General features: G+C 41.5%; 21 protein-coding genes. 6 read left to right on the forward strand and 15 right to left on the reverse strand.

Annotation, left to right across the window (positions count from 1 at the left end):
* Positions 1-69 precede the first annotated feature (69 nt).
* The 3 genes from cas4 to cas6 form a co-directional block, all read right to left on the reverse strand.
* Positions 70-657, reverse strand: coding sequence for a CRISPR-associated protein Cas4 (gene cas4 / locus H6F44_RS07685; protein ID WP_190350372.1), 588 nt, complete (start codon positions 655-657; stop codon positions 70-72).
* Between the two features lie 49 nt (positions 658-706).
* Positions 707-1,066, reverse strand: a complete 360-nt coding sequence (locus H6F44_RS07690) for a four helix bundle protein (protein WP_190350373.1) — start codon at positions 1,064-1,066, stop codon at positions 707-709.
* Positions 1,067-1,342: 276 nt separating this feature from the next.
* Positions 1,343-2,236: a CRISPR-associated endoribonuclease Cas6 gene (cas6, locus tag H6F44_RS07695; RefSeq protein WP_190350374.1), complete on the reverse strand. Its 894-nt coding sequence runs from the start codon at positions 2,234-2,236 to the stop codon at positions 1,343-1,345.
* Positions 2,237-2,288: 52 nt separating this feature from the next.
* Between cas6 and H6F44_RS07700 the strand changes: the two genes are divergently transcribed.
* Complete coding sequence (locus H6F44_RS07700) at positions 2,289-2,726, forward strand: hypothetical protein (protein ID WP_190350375.1); 438 nt, start codon at positions 2,289-2,291, stop codon at positions 2,724-2,726.
* A 14-nt stretch (positions 2,727-2,740) separates the two neighbouring features.
* Here H6F44_RS07700 and H6F44_RS07705 read toward each other — a convergent pair whose 3' ends face one another.
* From H6F44_RS07705 to H6F44_RS07760, 12 genes are all read right to left on the reverse strand, one after another.
* Positions 2,741-3,070, reverse strand: coding sequence for a hypothetical protein (locus H6F44_RS07705; RefSeq protein WP_190350376.1), 330 nt, complete (start codon positions 3,068-3,070; stop codon positions 2,741-2,743).
* 6 nt (positions 3,071-3,076) lie between these two features.
* Entirely contained in the window at positions 3,077-3,778 is a 702-nt protein-coding gene (cas5d, locus tag H6F44_RS07710) for a type I-D CRISPR-associated protein Cas5/Csc1 (RefSeq protein WP_190350377.1), read from the reverse strand.
* Positions 3,779-3,780: 2 nt separating this feature from the next.
* A complete protein-coding gene (gene cas7d / locus H6F44_RS07715) occupies positions 3,781-4,815 on the reverse strand; it encodes a type I-D CRISPR-associated protein Cas7/Csc2 (protein ID WP_190350378.1) in 1,035 nt (344 codons plus the stop codon).
* Between the two features lie 97 nt (positions 4,816-4,912).
* Positions 4,913-5,530 (reverse strand): hypothetical protein, encoded by a 618-nt coding sequence (locus H6F44_RS07720; RefSeq protein WP_199302046.1) that lies wholly within the window; start codon positions 5,528-5,530, stop codon positions 4,913-4,915.
* Positions 5,520-8,933 (reverse strand): type I-D CRISPR-associated protein Cas10d/Csc3, encoded by a 3,414-nt coding sequence (gene cas10d / locus H6F44_RS07725; RefSeq protein WP_190350379.1) that lies wholly within the window; start codon positions 8,931-8,933, stop codon positions 5,520-5,522. Before cas10d ends, H6F44_RS07720 begins: the two co-directional genes overlap by 11 nt.
* Complete coding sequence (gene hepT / locus H6F44_RS07730) at positions 8,926-9,369, reverse strand: type VII toxin-antitoxin system HepT family RNase toxin (RefSeq protein WP_190350380.1); 444 nt, start codon at positions 9,367-9,369, stop codon at positions 8,926-8,928. The genes cas10d and hepT overlap by 8 nt, the downstream gene beginning before the upstream one ends.
* Complete coding sequence (gene mntA / locus H6F44_RS07735) at positions 9,359-9,811, reverse strand: type VII toxin-antitoxin system MntA family adenylyltransferase antitoxin (RefSeq protein WP_190350381.1); 453 nt, start codon at positions 9,809-9,811, stop codon at positions 9,359-9,361. Before mntA (H6F44_RS07735) ends, hepT begins: the two co-directional genes overlap by 11 nt.
* On the reverse strand, positions 9,808-10,254 hold the full coding sequence (gene mntA / locus H6F44_RS07740) for a type VII toxin-antitoxin system MntA family adenylyltransferase antitoxin (protein ID WP_190350382.1): 447 nt from the start codon (positions 10,252-10,254) through the stop codon (positions 9,808-9,810). The genes mntA (H6F44_RS07735) and mntA (H6F44_RS07740) overlap by 4 nt, the downstream gene beginning before the upstream one ends.
* A 199-nt stretch (positions 10,255-10,453) precedes the next feature.
* A complete protein-coding gene (locus tag H6F44_RS07745; protein ID WP_190350383.1) occupies positions 10,454-10,642 on the reverse strand; it encodes a helix-turn-helix domain-containing protein in 189 nt (62 codons plus the stop codon).
* Positions 10,643-10,895: 253 nt separating this feature from the next.
* The gene (gene cas3 / locus H6F44_RS07750; protein ID WP_190350384.1) at positions 10,896-13,079 is read right to left on the reverse strand and encodes a type I-D CRISPR-associated helicase Cas3'; all 2,184 of its coding nucleotides are present in this window, start codon (positions 13,077-13,079) and stop codon (positions 10,896-10,898) included.
* Positions 13,080-13,161: 82 nt separating this feature from the next.
* Positions 13,162-13,425 carry a DUF433 domain-containing protein gene (locus tag H6F44_RS07755; RefSeq protein ID WP_190350385.1) on the reverse strand — a complete coding sequence of 88 codons (264 nt, stop codon included), beginning with the start codon at positions 13,423-13,425 and terminating at the stop codon, positions 13,162-13,164.
* A gap of 68 nt (positions 13,426-13,493) precedes the next feature.
* A complete protein-coding gene (locus H6F44_RS07760) occupies positions 13,494-14,060 on the reverse strand; it encodes a Uma2 family endonuclease (RefSeq protein ID WP_190350386.1) in 567 nt (188 codons plus the stop codon).
* Between the two features lie 204 nt (positions 14,061-14,264).
* On the opposite strand from H6F44_RS07760, the gene H6F44_RS07765 reads away from it, so the two are divergent.
* The 5 genes from H6F44_RS07765 (at position 14,265) to H6F44_RS07785 (ending at position 20,708) form a co-directional block, all read left to right on the forward strand.
* Positions 14,265-14,891 (forward strand): Uma2 family endonuclease, encoded by a 627-nt coding sequence (locus H6F44_RS07765; protein WP_190350387.1) that lies wholly within the window; start codon positions 14,265-14,267, stop codon positions 14,889-14,891.
* Positions 14,892-15,075: 184 nt separating this feature from the next.
* Positions 15,076-15,936: a WYL domain-containing protein gene (locus H6F44_RS07770; RefSeq protein ID WP_190350388.1), complete on the forward strand. Its 861-nt coding sequence runs from the start codon at positions 15,076-15,078 to the stop codon at positions 15,934-15,936.
* Positions 15,937-16,062: 126 nt separating this feature from the next.
* Positions 16,063-19,638, forward strand: coding sequence for an SUMF1/EgtB/PvdO family nonheme iron enzyme (locus tag H6F44_RS07775; protein WP_190350389.1), 3,576 nt, complete (start codon positions 16,063-16,065; stop codon positions 19,636-19,638).
* A gap of 275 nt (positions 19,639-19,913) precedes the next feature.
* Positions 19,914-20,204, forward strand: coding sequence for a hypothetical protein (locus H6F44_RS07780; RefSeq protein ID WP_190350390.1), 291 nt, complete (start codon positions 19,914-19,916; stop codon positions 20,202-20,204).
* Between the two features lie 237 nt (positions 20,205-20,441).
* Positions 20,442-20,708 carry a type II toxin-antitoxin system Phd/YefM family antitoxin gene (locus tag H6F44_RS07785; RefSeq protein ID WP_190350391.1) on the forward strand — a complete coding sequence of 89 codons (267 nt, stop codon included), beginning with the start codon at positions 20,442-20,444 and terminating at the stop codon, positions 20,706-20,708.
* Positions 20,709-21,083: the final 375 nt, after the last annotated feature.

Here is a 21,083-nt window from a genome sequence, read left to right on the forward strand (position 1 = left end):
ACTACATTGAGAAGTCGAGAGTAGCTTTTGAACCTAAAGACGGGAAAGCTAACAGCTAACAGCTAACAGCTAACAGCCCTCTTTATACTTCCCAACCTTTTCCTTCGCCATCGGTACACATTGCTTAAACAGACTGCAACCTTTACACCGATTGCCATAGATTGCAGGAGGCATTTTGCCCGTTGCCATCATTTGCGAGATTTCGGTAATCATCGCGATCGCCTCATTTCGTAACTCAGCCGTAATCTCAATCTCTTGCCTCTGGTGGGTTTGAGCATAATAAACATAGCCCTTCGTAATTGTTTTGCCTGTCATCTCCTCCAAACAAAGCGCCTGCGCCACCACCTGCATCGCATCGTTATCCCATTCACCTTTTTCGCCACGTTTATATTCCACAGGATAAAGACTGCCATCCACCTCTTCGATCAAGTCCGACTTGCCGATCAAGCCATACTGTTCCGACTTCAGCCAGATTGCCCTGATTTGCCAAGTCTCCTCCCTCTGATTTTCGCCAACCGTATGCACCCGTTGATGCAGATCAGTTCCTTCAATCGTGTAATGATTCTCGACAAACTCACCCGCACAAAACATCCGCCAGCAACGATGCGGACAATATGCATATTGATTAAGCGCGGCGATGGGGATTGGTTCTTTCATAGGGCTTTTGGCGGTTAGCGGTTAGCGATTAGCTTTTGGCTTTTAGGGGTTAGTTTTGGGATCTTAATTTTTGTAGAAAAGAGTTGAGCATTCTTTTTGTTTCGATTAGTTCTGGGTTTATGGCTTGGTATGTTTCTTGATTGATGAAGCCAAGATCTACAGATAGCAATAGCTGATATTCCAGTTCACTAGCTGATCCCATGGCTATTTGCAAAAATCTTGCAAAGTCAGCATCAGAACCTCTACCGCAACCTTCTGCAATATTTGTCGGAATCGATGAAGAAGATCGGCGCATTTGGCTAACCAGACCATAAAGTTCTTCTTTGGGAAAACTTGCCGTAATCTTGTAAATTTTGAGGGTGATTTGATGAGAGCGTTGCCATACTTTTAATTCTTTGAAGTCTTTCATAGTTTTTTAGCTTTTAGCTTTTAGCTGTTGGCTTTTAGCTTTTAGCTGTTGGCTTTTAGCTGTTGGCTTTTAGCTGTTGGCTTTTAGCTGTTAGTAATTACAAGTATATTTTTAGATAGAGAAATAACTCCAAGAAGCTAATAGCTAACCACTAATCGCTAACAGCCTCCTCCAAAAAAAGCTAATAGCTAACCACTAATCGCTAACAGCCTCCTCCAAAAAAAGCTAATAGCTAACCGCTAATCGCTAACAGCCTCCTCCAAAAAAAGCTAACCGCTAATCGCTAACAGCTAACAGCCTCATAGCCATCCCCATCCCCATCGTTGTCTTCCTCCCAATCCCTGCAAACATCGCAAAATCAGCGATCGCATTAATTTGTTTAATCACTTCTGGCGAAGCATCACCAAGAATCCGATAACCAATCTCACCGACACAACCGATAAAACTATGGGTGTCATAGTTCTTGACAACTTCGGTCTTAATGTCAAAACGGCTAGGAAAAATAGATTCGATAATTTCGGGGTTAATTGGGATTTCGCTGTACTTATTCCAGCGATCGCATAGGCTTTTAAATACATTGTCGCGAGTTGGCAATGGCGAATCAAATTTGCCCTGACGAAAGGCGGTGGGGGTGGCGAGGTGAAAGGTAATGTTGCGTTCGGTTTCGGAGGCGCGATCGTAAATTTGTTGATAGGTGGCGAAGTTTGCCCAAGGTTGGCTTGATTGGGGTGTGCCGAGAATGCTAGTTATATAAAGATCGGCGGAACCGAGATGAAAGGGGCGATCAGGGTTGAGATTGAGCCAAAGTCCTGTGAGTTTGCCAAAGAGAACTTCATCTAAGAGGGAGATCCGCCACCAGCAGGGGGTTGAGGGGGGGATTTCTTGATTGTGCCAAGAGAGGCTTTTAGTTTTTAGCGGTTGGCTGTTAGCTTTCCTTAGCTTGGGTTTGTTCTTGTCAGAGCTAACAGCTAATCGCCAATCGCTAACAGCCAATTGAATTGGACTCAACCCGAAACCTTTGTTGGCTTTCTCACCATGCAGGCGATCGCCTAGTTCTTTATCGACAGAGCTAACTAAGGTCAGAAAAAGGGCGTGTATATGCCGTCCTGTTAGGTATTCAGGATAAATCGGCGTTTTCGGCATAAAATTAACAACTAAACTGTGAGGCATGATTTTTGAGGCTAACAAATATGGACGAGACAACTATTGAGACATTGAGACAATGAACGAAATAAAAGATAACACTGAGCAATTACTGAGAACATCAACAATTGATAACCCAGTAGAAACTCGCGAGCTTTTACAGAAGTTAGAAGCGAGTCTCCCGATCGCAGTGCGACTGAATGAACATGGGTTTAATAGTTTGCGAGAACAGGGTAAAAACATAAACAATGATATTGTTCTTCAGGTTGATAGCGTTCTGTATATAGGAGATATGGGTGGAATTCTCTGTGCAATTGAATGTGAAATGGGTTCTGATTCTGGCAAAGAGGTACTGATGACTTCAATAACCCATCTTAAGATCGATCCGTCACATCCTCTGGCTGAGCAGATTAAACAATATCAGAAGAAGCGGTTGGTATCTATGGCGATCGCTGATAGTGGAAAAAGGCGTAATAAGTTCAAGCCACAAAAGAAGAAGAGAGGTTTTGCTGGCTAGTCCAAAAGCCCCGATCACTCTAAAATTCGATCTGACCAGATCTGTGCTTGGGCAGCAACTTCCATGCGTTGTGCTGGATCTGCCCAGATTTTTGTCCAGCGCAATTGCCACAGTGCAAGCTGAATTTGCAATTCCACCAGTTCGCCAGCCATGTCGATGTCGGCATCGTTAGCTGTCCATTCGATGAATCTTTTACTTTCATCAATTAGGCTGACAGCCACATTTGAGGCAGTTGCTCTTTGAGACAAGTTTTTAATCTTAGCTAGATTTGAAGCTATGTTTCCCAATCGAATCGGCAATTCATCTCTTAAATAGCGTTGTTTGGTGGCTTCCCAATTTCTCATCTTGTTCTATACCTTAAAGCGATATTTCATACGAGCAGGGATTTTGAAGCCGTCAAACTCATAAAAATGACCGTTCAGACTGACATTGCGAATCAGGCTAACGGGAGGCATATTTACAGTGTCATAGCTCAAGACTTGGTGCGTAAACATCACGTCAAGGGGATTGAGGGGATAAGGAAACATAAAATCTCCATTTCCCTGTTTAACTTTATCTAGCTCCTTGACCGTCAACTCCGCCTTACTCATCCATTTACCCAAACGAATCCATTTAGAAGGTTTAGGCAAGGGATTTTGAGACAAGATGAAGAACTCAAAAGCACTTTCGGGCGCGATCTCCTTAGCTCTGCCAAAGCTGGGAATATTTTTTTGAGTTTTCTCCATCTCAACGTGATAGTTGTTATTGGCATATTTCCATGTATGCAATACAGAAGTATGTTGCAGCGATCGCGCAGGAGTGACATAGATCCCCACTTCATTGAGTTTGCTTAAATGCTCCTCATACATGGGAACCTGTTCGCGGCAAAAGTAACGATATTCATGTTCCTCGGATACTTGCGTACCATAGCGATCGCTATCGACTAGTCCCAAGGCATAGCAAAGAGCATAGTTATGAACGATCGCTTCGGTTTCATACAAGCGTCCGATCTCACGGGTGGCAAAGTAGAGCGAATCGTGCAATTCTAATCGAGCGCGATAGATGTGTGTCATGGTTACTTTGCCTTCGCAGGTTTCTTTTCCTTTTCGTCAGCCTTTTTGGGCTTAGCGATATGCACTGCGGCATAGGCTTTTGCCTCATCATCAGCTTTTTTCAAAATTGCCTTGATCCCCTCTTCACTGGTAGTCAGAACCTTGACCTCATTCAATAAAGCATCAAAGTTTGCACCAATAAAATCGTGATGTACAGTAAATTCATCAGCTAATAATTCGGCGATCGCTTCTTTAGCATTTTCCAAAACTAAATCCTCACTCAAGGGGTCAATTGATTGCAGAATGTCAGTGGGAATGCGATCGTAAATTGCCTGTGTCCATTGCAGATTGCTGGTAATTTCACCATCGGCAAACACGACACCAATCAACTCGTTACGCACGCGACCCGTCCTTGTAGTTTGCGCCCCGTAATGACGGGTTCGTAAAATGTTATTGAAAACATAGAGAAAGCCTGCTTCGGTCGGATCTTTCAGGGTGACAATGCTAGGGAAAAACACCTGTGGACGAATGTGATCCTGTTGGTTAATCCGACTGGTGATTTTGCCAACTTCAGAGCCAACTTCTCCTTTTGAAGCCATTGTGCCGTTTTCATAGGGAGCATTCAGCGTAAAGGTTTCGTGAGACTCATCAAAGGGGGTAATTGAGAAAGCGGTATCAACGACAACTTTGGATTTCTCCGAACCAGAATCCCCGATCGCAAATCCATAAATAATACAATCAGGATTGTTCATCGCAAATTTGACATTATATTCGCATTCTTCGGCGGTCATGAATCCATAGTTGCGTAACAACTCACGACCAACTAAACGCTCAGGTGTGGACTGCTTACGCTTAAACATAGCAAGGCGACTGATGGGAGTCCTGTTTTCATTTTTAAGCCCTGCACTGACTCTCGCCTTATTCAATTCGCCATCGGTTTGAAAAAGTGGATAGGATTCCGTCACGCGCACAGTCAAGAAGTGAACATATTTTCCCATTGGCTTATAAGGAATTTCAGAATGAAAGAATTTGGATTCGATGGATTTTAGAAGGGTCATGGTTTTGGTGATTGGTAATTGGTGATTGGTAATTTGGGATTGTAGATTGTAGGATGTGTTAGGCGTAGCCGTAACGCATCAAATCTCTAAATAAAAACTACTCTCCGATCAAAGCTTGCACAAGAATTCTCGTCAGACTATCAAGATCATTGGGAATGTAATAGTCTTCTAATCCTTGCTCGATATGCTTAGATTGACGATTTAGCCTTGCAAATTCCCAAGCTTTGCCAGTGGTAACAGCTCCGATCAAATGGGTTTGAGGTGAGTCATCTTGCCATTGATCGAGAGCAATCAATTGAGAGATTAACTGAGTCATTCCAAAATCAAGATCCGCTTTTTTTGCTTCCACAATCAGCAATTGATGAGGAGCTTCTAAAAAGTAATCAAGATTACCTTGTAGAAATTTAGAGACTTTGATCGAATATTCGATTCTCACCTTTACTTTTGTGTAATGGATAAGGTCGTGAATAATAGGCGAGACCAACCATTCACGCCGCGCTGTTTCATTAGACAAGGTGACATAGGGTAAAATCTCCTCAATGCGACTTTTCGTTTGCTCAATGCGCTCTAATTCGCCAGTAAATTTTGGCAAATTCAACCACTTACGCTCAAAAGTGTAGTCGAACTCTTTAACTAAGTCTTGTGCATCAATTTTTAGTTCAAAATACTTACTAAAAGTATAAGTTTCGTCAGGGTTTAACAGTTTAATCGTCATCATTTTCCTCCTGTTCAGCGTCAATTGTTAGTTCACCTTTGGCTTTACGCTCCTGATTTTCTTGATCCTGTGCAAGTCGATAAAGAAACTCGCAGGTATCACGAATCAAATTGATTTGCCGACCAGCTAAACGAGCGCGATCACCTTTAAAAGTCTCAGTAAATACATCTTTAACAAAATAATTGGCAAACTCCAGAATCTTCTGGCGCTCTTCTTCGCGATCTTTGAGAATCCAGCGACCTTCCGCAGTGGAAGCATGAACGCGATCAATTAGTTTACAAACTTCAGCAGCGACCACATGAACTAGTGCTTCACCTTGAAAGCTAGGATCGGCTTTGAGGATTGTGCTAGAAGCGACATCTATTGGTTTCAGGACGGCGTTTGCTTTGGGGTTATAAGACTTGTTTGCCCGATAGAACTGGCGATAGAGTTCTGTTAGCTTTTGAGGATGATTCAAGGGTGATTGCTCCTGTATTTCTAGTTTAATGGAATTTGTCGAATTTGGTTGATGTTTTGCGTAAGCATCGAAACGAGGATAGAAGTTATAAGTATAGAGTTGGATTTTAGCGATGCTAGGAGCATCAACTTTGGCATTGCGAACCCATTTATTGAGATAGGCAAATACATATAGCGGACTGGTTTCAAAGTCTTTTGCTAGTTCTGTTAATCGCCCCCAATTCGCATCGTAACCTCCTTTACTTTGTTTAGCATTAACATCAAGATGGATCGCATAGGCAGCTGTGAGCTTATTCAGGGGCGCAGGATGCTCTCCACCAGTTGGATCTCGCCAACCATCGAGAATGTAATCTAGACGGAAGCGATCGCCGCCAGTGAGAACTCGAAACGCAGGGGGAGCGCTATCGAGAAACACGGTTTCTTCAAACTCTGTACCATCGATAAATGGCGGTACTGGGGATTCAGAAACAACGGTTTTGACATCAAGAATCATTGGGAAAGCTAAAGCTAACCAACTTGGCATCACCCATGACTCAGTATCAGTAGCATCTCGACTTGGTGGCATTGCCATGAAATAGAAGGTCATCGGCTGATCTTCGGGATATTTCATTTTGAAGGTGTGATCTTTTCTGTCGCCTATGTCATCAAGCAAAAAAGCATCAGCACTTTGATAATTTACTGAACTAAAATCAGCCTGTAAATCCTTAGATACAAAATGATTGCGAAGACTAGTATCAAAACGGGTTTGGGCAATATTCATATAAGCCTTTTGCAAAAACTTATTAGTTTCAGGGGTGAAGTAATAAGTTGGATAGAAATAGAGATAGCGATATTTCCCATCTTCAAAAGACTTTCCAACTGCTTGCGTTTGATTCATCAAGATCTGTCGCAACATAATCTCGATTCCCGCGATGCTAGAAATATTGCGCTTAGCATTTGAGCCGCCTAGCATTTGTTTATTGGTATAGACTTGGGGCGTAAATAGTACTGATGATTCCATTTGTTCTGTCACCGTGTAAGGTGAATGGGAAATTGAGCAGATTGCTTGTTTACCTCGTCCAGATTTTTTGGCTGCGTTGTAAAAATCTAGCTCTTTTAGGAAGATATCAACTTGGTCAACATTGGCTTCAACCTCTTGACTAGGAAGCATCACCACGCGATCGCACCAATCTTTTAAATCTTGCCAAGGGTCAGCTAATTGATATTGTTCCCGAATTGGCTTAGTTAGCTCGATGAAATAATTAACCAACCGATAGCCAATATCACGCACATCTAACGAGCCTAAACCTGCTTCAGATTCTAAATACTTAGCGGCTATAAAGTACCACTCATAGGCAATCCCGCCTGTATTTTTGAGCTCTTGAAGTTCAACAACTTGCGATCGCCAATCCTCTAAACCCAGAAATTCAAGGCAAGCGAGAGTAAGATTTAATTCACGCGGCTTTGGTATATTTTTGTCAGCCTTTCGCAAATTATTAATCTTGATTAAATAATCTTCCCAAAGTTGTTTGACGACTAAAGCGCCAAGTTCTGCAAGATGATCGATGCGAGGATCTTCTTTAAAATCAAATTTCATATCCTCCGATAGAAATCCTTTGCGCTGGAATGTGGCTAGATTACTAGCTTTGTCGGGTGCTTTACTAGATTTAATCTTGTTAATCACCACATCAACGGAAAAACGTAAAAACTCTTCAAAATCAAAAAATAGATTGTAATAGTCAGCAAATTTCATGCCCACATTGCCACGACTAAAACCAACTTGCCGATCGCGCAATTGGTCAGCACAGAGTTTTTTGATTTTCGCCACCACGCGATCGCTTAATCCTTCTGTCTGAACTGGCGGTGCATCTCGCAAAGTGAGATAGATTACACCCGTTGGCAAATATAAAAGCGGCTCATAGTATTGATTTTCTGCGGTATTGAGAGCAATATGAGCATCCATTAAGGCGTTATTAGCCACATTTGTAAGTACACCACGATTCTCAGAAATACTGTGATAGGTAAATCGTAATTGACCGTCACTAAGCTGGTGCATTAGCTCCTTGAACTTAGTTTTGATGGCATCCTGTGGATGTTTCACAATCGAAGCGAGAGAATCCGCTAAACAGGTGAGATCGGTGAGGCAGCGTAATGTGCGATCGTCTAGACTGAGATTTCTTAATCCAAAATCCGAGAAATTCCAGTTTGTATCCCATCGACATTGAGCATTGTAAGCAATACAGAGTAAATCATCAATATATTCTTTCCATTGCTCAGAACCATTACTAATAAACTGGTCAAGCCCTAAAGCAACTACGAATATCAAAATGATTTCACGATGTTCATCTAAGGAGAGTTTGCGAATGTCTTGCTCTCTCTTAGCTGATTTATATTTCTCTGGCATTTCAGGAAATAACTCATAGTTGAATTTCTCAAAGTCATGGAGAATAAATCCTGCGATGACCAGTCTGCGCTCAAATTCTCTAACTTTCCGTCTAACGGTTGTATTAAGTTTCTCTAATCTCTGTTCAATCAAATTTGCAGGGAATAAACCATTTAATAAATGTGTACCAAGTGATTGATCAGCAGCATTATCACGCCTTACCTTTTCTTTTCCTAATGCCTCATTTTGGCGATCGAGTTCATCAAAAAACTTACCGCCTTTGGCAGTCACACCAACCACGACAGGCAAAAGCTTAGGCAATACATATTCTGCAAAATCCGCCATCACTGGATCATTAGGATTTTGAGCCGAGATCGCCTCACGCATGAGTTTTAAAGTCAGCAGTTCTTGCTTTATTTCAATAGTGCGATCGCTTTTCTCATCAAGACCCTCATCATCAAATTCATCTAAATCAACTTCTGGATAATCTTCTTCATCTTGAAAGTTATTAGATGCTGGAATGATCTGATTGTTAAATAGCGATAGTTGAGAATCCTGAGTATTAATATTTTTAGACTTAACCATTATTTTTATCCTCTAATGTTTCAAGATAGCTAGAAATTTGCTCAATATATATGGGATAGTCGGCTAGAGTTTCACCAACGGAATCAAACAAAACTGAGTAATCAATCTTGTCGTATAAGTGAACAAGAACATTTCGCATTTTTGCCGATTCTTTCAAAATGTTAGACAACTCACTATCAATTACTCCATAAATACCCATCAATACAAAAGTATCGCTATATTTTTGTATTTCTAAGCCAAAAGCTTCCGTAAGAATATGTTGATTGATGTCAATAGCAGCTTGATAAACTAGTTGCAGATATAGGCGAGATAAATCTCTCTGAATTTTATTATTTAAATATTCTACATAGGTAGTTAGCTGCAAGTTTTCTAATTCATGAAGATGCTCATTTATAAAATCAATCTTCGCTATAATTCTTTCAATTTCAATTGCCATACTTGATCCTCCAAGCTTTAGCAGCTAGTTTTAAATCTTGAATCTGTTGGTTCTGATGATTTTTAAAATTTTCTACACTCATCAATGATTGGTCTTTAAATTTTTCAAATTCACCAACTTCTTTTTCGTAAATTAGTAAGCCATCTCTAGCAATCACATGGGCGATCGACTTTGAGCATTCATTTAGTCTCAAAACTTCGACCAACTCAGTAGGTAAGTCAAAAATATTGGTAAGGTGACTATAAATATTTAATAGTCCACGCTTTTTAGAATCAGCGATCGCATGACGCATTTCTTCATCATAGAGCGCCGCAAAATCGTAATCACTATCTTCTCGATAGTCACCACGCGCTCTAGAACCAAATAGCACAAGCATTTTTAAATATGGCACTCGTTCTCTAATTTGTGCTGCTGAATCTTGCAAAACAGTAATATTTTTCATACACCTAATACCTGTAATTTACGCTCAAGATTTTGACGTTGTTCTTGACGCATTTTTCCTGTCTGCTCATGACTCATCAAGCTTCTCTTAAGAAACTCGTCATATTCACCTGATCGCTTTTCATACAAAAGCTTGCCATCACAAGCAATCTCATGAGCCAATATTGGTGAACATCGATCTAGATCGACAATATCAACTGTTTCATTAGGAAGGTCAAATACATTCTCAAAAATAGAATATAGGCTAAACCAAGATTTTCCTTTTTTCTTCCAATCTTGATAAATCTGTTGATCGCAGATCAAAGCAAAGTCATAATCGCTGTCTTCGTGATTTTGTCCTGTCGCTCTAGAGCCGAACAAAATTAGAAGCTTCAAGAAAGGAATCTCTTGAACTAAATTTGGTACGAGTTGTTTTAATTCAGATAGCGATCCACTAGTACTCATATATTTCTCTTTTTATTTGATTAGTGTAGAGGGAAGCCAAAGAATTGCTGGCTAAATTAAGTTTGGACTTTCTATAGACTCGCACGCCGCCGCAATAGCTTTGGGGGTTGAGACGACTTACGTCAGTACTTAATAGCGCAAGCTACATAATTAAGCTCCCCTCTAAGTAGTGGGGGATTTTAGTCCCCCGCAGATTTAACTATACGACTGCTAAACTAACCAACTTATAATAAGCAGGTTTATTTCCAGCAGCTTGAATAGTATCAATCCTATATCCTTTACCTCGAAGTGCATGAATTGCTGCTCCGAAACGATGAGTAACCTCTGCCAACTCTTTTGCTGAGTGAGGTTGCAAATCCGAAAGGATTTTTAGTATTCTCTTCTCCATTTGATTTTCTCCTTTGATTTCTGATTACTGTTTGATCGACCACTATTATTACTAGCACAAGTAAAATTGATTGCATAGGTATCGCAGAAAAAACAAATAAGTTTAGACTTATTTGACTGTTAAATACGTCATGGACTACAATAGTGATTAAGCTTACCTCCTGAAACCCTTTTAGGGATTGAAACAAATAAGTCTGTACTTAATAGCGTAAGCTCATTTATCTTTACATCGAAAACCCTTTCAGGGCTTGTATCTAAGCGATCCATATCTCACCTCCTTTTTTGTTTTTAAAGGTATAAGCCAATGTATCTAGTAACATAGCTGATTGCCCAAAGGCGATCGCATAGCTTGGCACAGGATCAAGGAGAGTTTGCTGGTCACAAATCCCATAGATCTGAAAATGCATCGGCAATAGCAACTTCGCTTTTATTTCGGCAACTGGACGATTGAGGACATAAGCAACGATCGCTTGTTTTTTCAACCGTTCATTAACTTTGTCAATCCATCGGTTATCTGGTTGCCAGACCCCAATCCCTGAAAGGACTTGAACCTTCCAACTATCAGCAACCTCTTTAAGGTCGCCGTTATATGCAAATTTCCAGTTAGAGCGCTCCTCCCTGTAACTCAACAACTTCATAAAGCCCATACAATACTCAAAGCGACTTTTGGGGATTGGCTGACCTGTGCGCTCTGATGTTTCCTTGAGCAGACGCATAAACGCCGCCTCAGTCATTGGCTCAATCTCTAAATTACTGAGAATGCCTGACAAGTCGTAAGTTTTAAAGCGATCGCCTTCATATGGCTCTGTCATGTCATAAAGTCCACATTGCAACGGACTCGACCCACGAAAACTACTAGCATCTTCAGCGATCGGATTACCCTTGTCTTTATTAAATTTCTCCTGCCATTCCACTTGGCAAGCTTTTACCTTACCCGCAATCTTACCCAAACTCACACCAAAAACCTGTTCACAATCGGCGCGAAATTGGTCACGACTAGCTGCATATTGTTGAGAGATCGTCTTATGCCCCAGCTTGCGATACAAATCAAAAGACTGCAAAGCACCCCAACGACTGTAATAATTTTTAAAATCGTTGATTCTGCGATAAGTGGTGTAAATGTTTTCACTCAAAAAAGCGCGATCATAAGTTCCATTTTTAGTAAATGGCGAATCTGCTTTCTCAAATAAACGCTCAATCAAATAATTAGGTGCAAGGGTATAAGCAACAAACCGATCAAACTTTATTTCTTGTCCATAAGCATTCACATACCCTCGATGTCGTCCCAATCTTCCCAAACGCTGAATAAAACTACCTGAATCCGCCGATTCAAAAATCAAAAAATTAATCTTAAAGTCCACACCCACATCAATCGTGCTTGTTCCCAACACCAAATCACAGGCAAGCGATCGCTCTTTCACAGTTTTGCTAGATAAGCCCGTATTTTCGCCAACCGTTAACCCATGCTTTGCAAAAGCTTCCGCAAACAAAGGCGTTAACCTTTTCACCGAAGCGATCGAATTGAGAATAATCGCGCCTTTTGTCCCACGATGTTCTAAAAAATGGTTCAAAATTAGACCTAGATTATCTTTGAGCCAAGTCTCAGATGCTTTACTCACCGATTCTAACGGTACAAAATGTAAAGTAATTTCTCGCGTTACTAGTCGCCATTTATCCTGCTCAAGTTGTTGCGATCGCACTTCAGTATCAGGGAATTGATACTTACCCGAAGCTTTAGGATCGATTAATTTGTATCGCAATTTTGCTTTGTCTAATCTCTCCAGTAACTGCTGATCAGGAGTTGCCGACAGAAATAGAAACTTCTTACGGCGATTGGTAAGATGAATTAACAGCATTGTATTGAGAACACTCGCAATCTGGGGAGCGCTGAATACATGAAACTCATCAAATATGAACAGGTTAAAATCCTTGTCAATTCTGCCCCAAAGCTTATCTGGACTATCTTTCGGCATTAAATAAGCGCCACGATGTAAGTAATGGAAGATATCAGGATTAGTAATTAAGATTTCGCGTTGACTACCATGAGTAGCGATCGCTGCGGACTTTTTAATACCTTCATTCTCTGCATATAACTCTAGTTCCGCACTATTTAATCTCGCTATTCGAGGCTCATTTCGAGGTTGAAAATTTTCTACATACTGACGAATTTGATTTTCTTGATCTCGCGCCAATTCATTAGTTGGATAGAGTGCGATCGCCTCTGTATTGCCTTGCAAGACTCCCAAATAAGCCGCTAAGCTTTTACCATCGCCAGTCATGGCAGTATTAAACACCACATCAATATCAGGATCTTGCAAAGCTCTAAATGTTTCTAACTGATGCCAAGCCAATCGCCAACCGTCAGGAACTTCGATCCCTTTTGGGGTTTCCACCGTCTCAGAATAAACAGGCTTGAGAACTATTTTGTATTCCGTCATAACCTTACATCCTCATAAATATCGGAAAGAGCGATCGCTAAATTATCTACAGTCACAAATCCTCCTCTCATTCATTCAATATTCATGCTGCCTGTCGATTTTGACTTTGAATCAATGGAATATCTCTAAAATATCCCCTTGACATTTCAGCACCGTAGGCAATGCAAGCCAAAATATCCGATCTTTCAATACCCGAATATTCTTCGAGAATCTCTTCAAAAGTTGCGCCACTAGCAAGTAAATCGAGAATCGTAGAAACCCAAATACGATGCCCACGAATACAAGGATTGCCAAAGCAAATCGCGGGATCGATAGAAATTCGTGACAGTAAATTATTGTTTGACATAGCTTTTTCTCACAGCTTACAAATTTAAAATCGATAGTTTTATATAATAATTTTATGATAAATAGCTATCATAACCTCACATCCTCATAAATATCAGAAAGCGCGATCGCCAAATCAATCGACTGCAAATGCAAACTGTCACCCACACCCAAACACTGCACCAACCAACCATCACGATCGCGGCGATAAAGCTCTACCTTCATCTCAGACTGCGAAACTAAAACATATTCCTGCAAAGACTCCAATCTTTGATAATTAAAACGTTTCTCCCGCCGATCTAGCATAGCTGTTAAAGGTGATAGAACTTCGATTAATAGACAAGGCTTCTGTTTAACATAAGCATCATTGTCCACGCGATCGCCTGTCACCATCACATCAGGATAGTAAGTGGCATTACTTGCCGAGGAAATTGTGAGCTTCATATCCAAAGCAAACAACCGCAAATTCCGACCACGCAAACGCTGATGAATAGTTGCAACCAGATTGCAAACAATTAAATTATGATTCGCATCCGTTCCCGCGATCGCGAAGACCTGATTATTCACAAAATCATGCTTAATTGAACTGATGCACTCACGATCAAGATATTCCGCATAGGTCAGTTCAGGCTGCTTGACAAACGGCACTTGCAACATAAAGTTAGACTCCGCAAATCAAATTTCAACATAAAATTAAATACTGTCCGTAAACTGTTGAATAAATAAATACTTGCATATAAAATATAATCTTACAACCCCATTGCAGATTAAAGTACACGGACACTTTAAGACAAGAAAAAATACTTAGCGATCGCCTATGATGAAATTAGCCAAAACTATTCCCCTGATAGGTCAACAAACATGAGACTTTTAGAAGTTTTAGCCCATACCCCCATCGACTTCTCCAACACCGAAGAACAAAGGTTAATCATCAACGGCGTGACATGGGAGCAGTACAGCACCCTTGTCAATATTTATACCGATGAATACCCCTCTCTCCACATGACCTATCTCAATGGAGTTCTAGAAATCATGACCACATCCAACGAACATGAACGCCTAAAAAAAATCTTTGCCCGACTGCTTGAGATGTATTTCGTGGAGCGACAGATCGATCTCAATGGTTATGGTCAAACCACCTTTAGACAAGAACTAGCCCAGAGAGGACTAGAACCCGATGAATGCTATTGTTTTGGCGCACTCAAAGAAGTCCCCGACATCGCGATCGAAATCGTCATCAGCAGTGGCGGCATCGACAAATTAGAAGTATATCGAGGCTTAGGCATCCCTGAAGTCTGGTTTTGGTATGTCAAACAGCAACAATGGAAACTCTATCACCTCAGAGAAACTGACAACGAACCACAACACGAACTCATTCCCCACAGCAAATTTCTCCCAGAACTAGACTTCGATTTACTCAATCAATTTGCGAAGGAGACTAGTCAGACAAACGCGGTGATTGCATATCGGAAGGCTATTAGCTGTTAGCTGTTAGCTGTTAGCGATTAGCTGTTAGCGATTAGCTGTTAGCGATTAGCTGTTAGCTGATGATTGCAATCAATGAATGCAGATGATAAAAATATCCATACCTCAAAAATCCCCAACCTAAAAAAGCTAAAAGCTAAAAGCTAACTGCTAACTGCTAAAAGCTAAAAGCTCCCCCTCCCCCAATATGTCCCGTAAAGGCGAATCCATAACACTATCCATATCCGATCGCGACAAATCTCAACTCGAAGCGATCGCGCTAGAACTTGGCATGATGTGGGGCGATCGCCCAAATATCTCCAAACTAGTCGAAGCGATCGCCCGTAAGCAAATCCAAATCTCCAAAAATAATGACTGGGCAAGCGATCGCATTGAAACACTTTCGCGTGCTTACAGGCTTTTTGTTGACTCTGGTGACTTGGAAAAAGCACAAATCATCGCACATCTATTACTAGAACGGAGTGAACTTAACACCCCACTCCGTCGCGACATCGAGCGATTTCTCGATAAGCCCCCCCAAATTTGGCGACATACCATCGATCGCTACATCAAGCAACAACAGCCCTTTAGTTTGCAATACCTTGATGCTGCCGATCATCCCTATGAATTTGCCATTTATTATGCCAAAGTTACGCCCCATGACAAACGGTTATACCTTGATTGTTGGTGCAAAGATATTGCCAGAGCCGATACAGTGAGCGCTTTACAGCATAACCGATGTCTTAGACTTGATCGTATTCCCCATGAAGCCGCAATTACTCCCATTCAGGGCAAATGGCGATCGCAACTGGATTACATTCATGTCACTTTTAATCTATCGGGAAATCTTGCCCACGCTTACCAAGAACGAGAGGAAGACATTGATAATACATGGCTGGATAAAAATCCGCCCACCCGTCAAATTATTCGCAAAATTAGCAGCACCTTTTGGTTCTATCGCGAGATTCTGCCCTATGCCGAAGATTGCGAAATTATTGAGCCAATGGATGTGCGCGAAAAATTCAAAGAGAAGGTGCGATCTCTTTATCTTAAATATACAAAGGAGTGACAGGGCTGCTAATTCAATTAGGCTCTATTGGGTTTCCTTTAGATTCTTTCGCGATCGCTGTCCACATTTATACCAAGTTCTTCTAGAATCGTAAACATATAGCTGTCGCCAGAGATAAACATAAAGATGACTAACGATCAACCGAATGATAAATCTGATCAAAAGCCAGTAATGTCAACGGATACGCGCCGACAGTTAAGGCATCAACGGGTGCAAAAAGTTGTCAAGTATTTAGGGCTTTTGACTGGTGGTTTGGGTGTCTTTGGTTCTGTGGGTTTATGGTGGTTGGGGCATCCTTCGGCAACAATGATTCTGACGGGATTCATTACGGCGGTGGGGACGGTTTTGGCGATCGCCTATAAGTTCATCTCCAATGTCACAAATAAGGTTTGGGACAAGATCGAGGAGGAGTTAGAAGGGCTAGAAGAGCCTTTGGCAAATTGGATTGTGGCTTGGCTGAAGAATGGCGCGATCGCTTTGTACTGGAATATTAATCCTAAGTTTCAGCGCGATTATTATCAGAGTTTGATTGATAGTTTTCGAGAATTTCGGCTTGATGGCTTTCGGGTGGGGTTGCCTGTTCTGGATTTAGAGAATGTGTTTGTACCTTTGCGGGTAATTTCGGCGAGTCCTGAAAAGATATCAGGGGCAATGATTCACACCCATAGTCATAGTGGTAGTCAGGAAATATGGGATTTTTTAAGTAAAAGTAAGAAGTTTCAGAGCTATCGCCGTTTAGCGGTGGTGGGCGCTCCTGGATCGGGCAAAACAACGCTGTTGAAGTATTTGGCGCTGATTTATGCCAAGAAGAAGAATCAAGAGCATAATGCGCCCAAGTTTATTCCTGTGCTGTTGTATTTGCGGGATATTAGCGATCGCCTTGTGACCAGTCAGCCGCCGAATCTGTGCGAATTGATCGAGAGTCACATTAAGTCATTACCTAGCCATACCGATCTTACGCCGCCGCCAAATTGGATTCAAAATCAATTAGAGATTGGTAATTGCTTGGTGATGTTGGATGGATTGGATGAAGTGGCGGATGCAGAACAACGTCAAAAGGTGAGCCAATGGGTGAACAGTCAAATGGAAATCTATCGCCAAACGCCTTTCATTTTGACTTCGCGTCCTGATGGTTACAATAGTGCGCCTGTAGATTTGGTGGGAACGGTGCTGAAGGTGCTGCCCTTTACCCACGCTCAGATGAAGGATTTCATTCATAGTTGGTATCCGCAAACGGAAATTATGAGTCGGGCGGGGCGGGATACGCCTGCGGTGAGGGCTGAGGCGAAAAAGAATGCTGATGATTTGATCGATCGCATTATCGATAATCGGGCGATCGCGGATATGGCGACAAATCCGCTTTTGGTGACGATGATTGCAACGGTGCATTATAACGGCAGTGCGCTACCCAAAGGGCGGGTGGATCTTTATCAAAAGATCTGTGATGTGCTGTTGGGGGCGCGTCAGGCTGCGAAGCAGAATATTACTACGGCGTTAACGGGTGTGCAGAATAAGGCGGTTTTGCAGGTGTTGGCTTTGGAGCTAATGAAAGCGAAAACCCGCGAGTTTAGTCTTGATCAAGGTGAGAAGTTGATCGCTGATGAATTGGTTAAGGTGGCGGGAGGTTCGCTAACGGCTAGGGCGTTTTTGCTGCAAATCAAGGAGATTTGTGGATTGTTAATGGAACGAGAGTTAGGGGTTTATGAGTTCGCGCATTTGAGTTTTCAGGAATATTTGGCGGCTTCGCAAATTAAGGAATCACAGGATGATACTTTGCTGACTGCCAATTTAGATGATCCTTGGTGGGCGGAGACGATCAGGCTCTATGCGGCGCAGGGTGATGCGACAAAGTTGATTGAGGCAGCGATCGCTAAGCCCACTGTCAAATCCTTGAGTCTTGCCTTTGATTGTTTGCAGGAGGCAGCGAAGGTGGAATCGGGGACGCGCCAAAGGTTAACGGATTTGTTGGAGGCGGGTTTGGAGTCGGATGATCCGCAAATTGCGAAGTTGGCGGCGGAGGTGAGTTTGTTACGCAGGTTGAATAATTTGTGTAAGGTGAATGAGAATCTGGAAATTGATTTGAAATACATTACTTGTGCAGAATTTCAATTGTTCCTAGATGAAAAATATGTTCCCAATCCAAGCAATCGCTTTGATCCTAAAGATGCGCGAAATCCAGTTATCACTAACAAACTAGAGACTGTACTTGAATTTTGTAATTGGTTGAATTTAAAAGCTCCATCGCTTAGTGGTAGTGGGGAATGTCTGGATCTTGATAGCTATTATCGATTGCCAGTTGGAGCAGAACTCTTAGCTCATAATGTACATACTTCTTCACAGGTATGTTTCTGGACAATTGCGGAGAATAAATCTACTCACAACAAAATTCGCATTGTGAGAGCTTCACTAGATGCTGACTATATTCAATTGACTAAATATCTAGCGGCGCAGGAATGGATAAAGGCTGACAACGAGACAGTGAGAGTGATCCTCAAATTGACAAATCAAGACGAAATCAATGTTGAGACTATGCAGATGTTGTCTAATGCTGATATCAATACGATAAATCGCTTGTGGTTGTATTACTCCCACGGACTCTTTAGCTTAGGAATACAGTTCAATATTTGGGAAAGACTAGGCGGAAATCCCATAGCATCGTACTTACCATCTGCTCTGTGGTATTCCAATAATTCTGTAAGTCCCCAAGCCCTATTTGCGACATTTGCACGTAAATGGGATCAACTAGAAAAATTACCTTTTGAAAGCTCTCTATCTCAATCTCAATTTGATGTGATTACAGTCAATGAGCAAGGACAGGAAACTCAACGAAAACAGGCTTCGTCTCGATATTTTCACGAAAGTCTCGATCAAGATATGGAGTATTTGGCGATTCATATGGTGTTAATTCCTGCGGGTAGCTTTGTGATGGGAGCGCCTGCAAATGAAAAAGAAAGCAGAGACACTGAACGTCCACAGCATGAGGTGAAGGTTCCAGAATTCTTTATGGGTAAATATCCGATTACCCAATCCCAATGGCGAGTTGTGGCGGCTATGCCTAAAATCATGATAGATCTGAAACTCGATCCTTCTGGTTTCAAAAGCGATGCTCTCTCTGTGGAGAATGTGTCATGGTATGAGGCAATGGAATTTTGTGCAAGATTATCCAATCACACAGGACGCGCATATCGCTTACCTAGCGAAGCAGAATGGGAATATGCCTGTCGCGCAGGAACAACAACGCCATTCCATTTTGGCGAAGCTATCACTCCCGAAATTGTTAACCACAACGGTTATCGCCGTATCAGCCCACCACCAAATCCTGCTTTTTTAATGCTCAAACCTGTGGGCAGTTTTCCCCCTAATGCCTTTGGTTTGTACGATATGCATGGCAATGTCTGGGAATGGTGCGCTGATGATTGGCATGACAGTTATAAAGGAGCGCCCACGGATGGCAGCGCATGGGTTGATGGTAATCGAAAATTATATAGAGATCGCACTTTGAACAAATCTAACAATCCTTCTAAAACGCTTCAGAAGATGACAGATCTTATACTAATTTTTATGGGAGCCAATGAACCGTTAAAGCTGCTACGCGGTGGTTCGTGGCGAAGCTTTGCTTGTTATTCTGCATATCGTATTAACGACCTTAACAATTTGGATTGCTACCCTCATGGTTTTAGAGTTGCTTGCTCTTTGCTGTGAGGAATCCCTTCTCAGTTCTTTTGCCTCAGCCCATTTGCCAAAGGCGATCAAAATTTTTTTTAGTTTGGTAAGGTGCGTTATGTTCCGCTAACACACCCTACTAAACTAAATGCGATAACAAAATAACTTGCTGATTTTTCTTTGATTTGAGATTATACGCTCCACACCCTTCGAGTTTAAAACTTGAGGGACAATTTTTTGAGGTGATTGAAATTTAATCTTCAAAAAACTATCGAGTATAATAGAAATTAGTTGGAGCGATACAAATAAAAGTTATGACCCCAGAAGAACTCAGACAGTTAGTTGAAAATAACGCTAGAACAGCCCAAGCCATGTTAGACACAATGGCTGACGCTAGATTAGAGCGCGAAGAACTTCGAGAAGGTATGACTACACTTCAGCAAGGCATGGGACAACTTCAGGAAGCAATGGTTAGATTAACGAATATTCAACAAGGAGTATCCAATTTATTAGCCGCCCTTGACGAAGACCGACCAACCATTCTCAGAAAGCTGACAGCAATTGAAAACAAACTAGATCAGGTCTTAACAAATAAACTAAACTAGCAATTCTTATTTTTCGGTTCGGTAGAGTGCATCAATAAAATGGAACACACTCAAATCTTTTTCACACTAATCATTTATGCCTTACGCCCCCGCTAACACACGCTACCAAATTAAAGATAATTGATAATTGTTTGATTTGAGATTAGATACTCCGCGCCCTTCGAGTTTAAAACTTGAGGGGTAATTTTTTGTTTCGTACTAACATCAAATTGAATGCAAATTTAGTGCCGTAGCCCTATGATTAACCTTATTCGAGACATTCAATCCCTATCCACATTTAAACGTAATACCAGTGAACTGATTACCCAGATGAAAAACACTGGGCATCCCATAGTATTAACCATCAATGGTAAAGCAGAACTAGTCATCCAAGATGCAACATCCTATCAAAAATTACTGGATACAATTGAAGAATTAGAAACCATCATGGGAATTAAAAAAGGATTAGAAGACATTGCACAAGGACGCACTCAAATCTTTTTCACCCTAATTAGGGCTTGCTGAAAAAGTAATTAGGAGGCAGGAAGAAGGCAAGTAGAAAAAGCAGACCACAGGACAGGCAAGACAGGAAATCGCCGAAATTGGTAACAATACTGCGGACATTTTTAAAAAAGGAGCCAAAAAAGCTATTCATCGGATAAGGTGCAAGTGTTGAAACAAAACACCAAATGAATAGCATGATCGCCATAGTACCGAAGTTAGAGAGTAAAGTACAACAGAAATTTCTATCAATCCTGTTTTCAGCAATTATAGTGATGTGTGGGAAGGTAAACTTCAGAAATCTGAGTCGCTATAGCGAAATCAGTGAACGCACGTATCGACGGCAGTTTTCCCGTTCATACAACTTCATGAAAGGGAACGCAGAAATCATCAAAAAGG

Origin of the sequence: Pseudanabaena cinerea FACHB-1277 (assembly GCF_014696345.1) — a bacterium.
Taxonomy (GTDB): Bacteria; Cyanobacteriota; Cyanobacteriia; order Pseudanabaenales; family Pseudanabaenaceae; genus Pseudanabaena; species Pseudanabaena cinerea.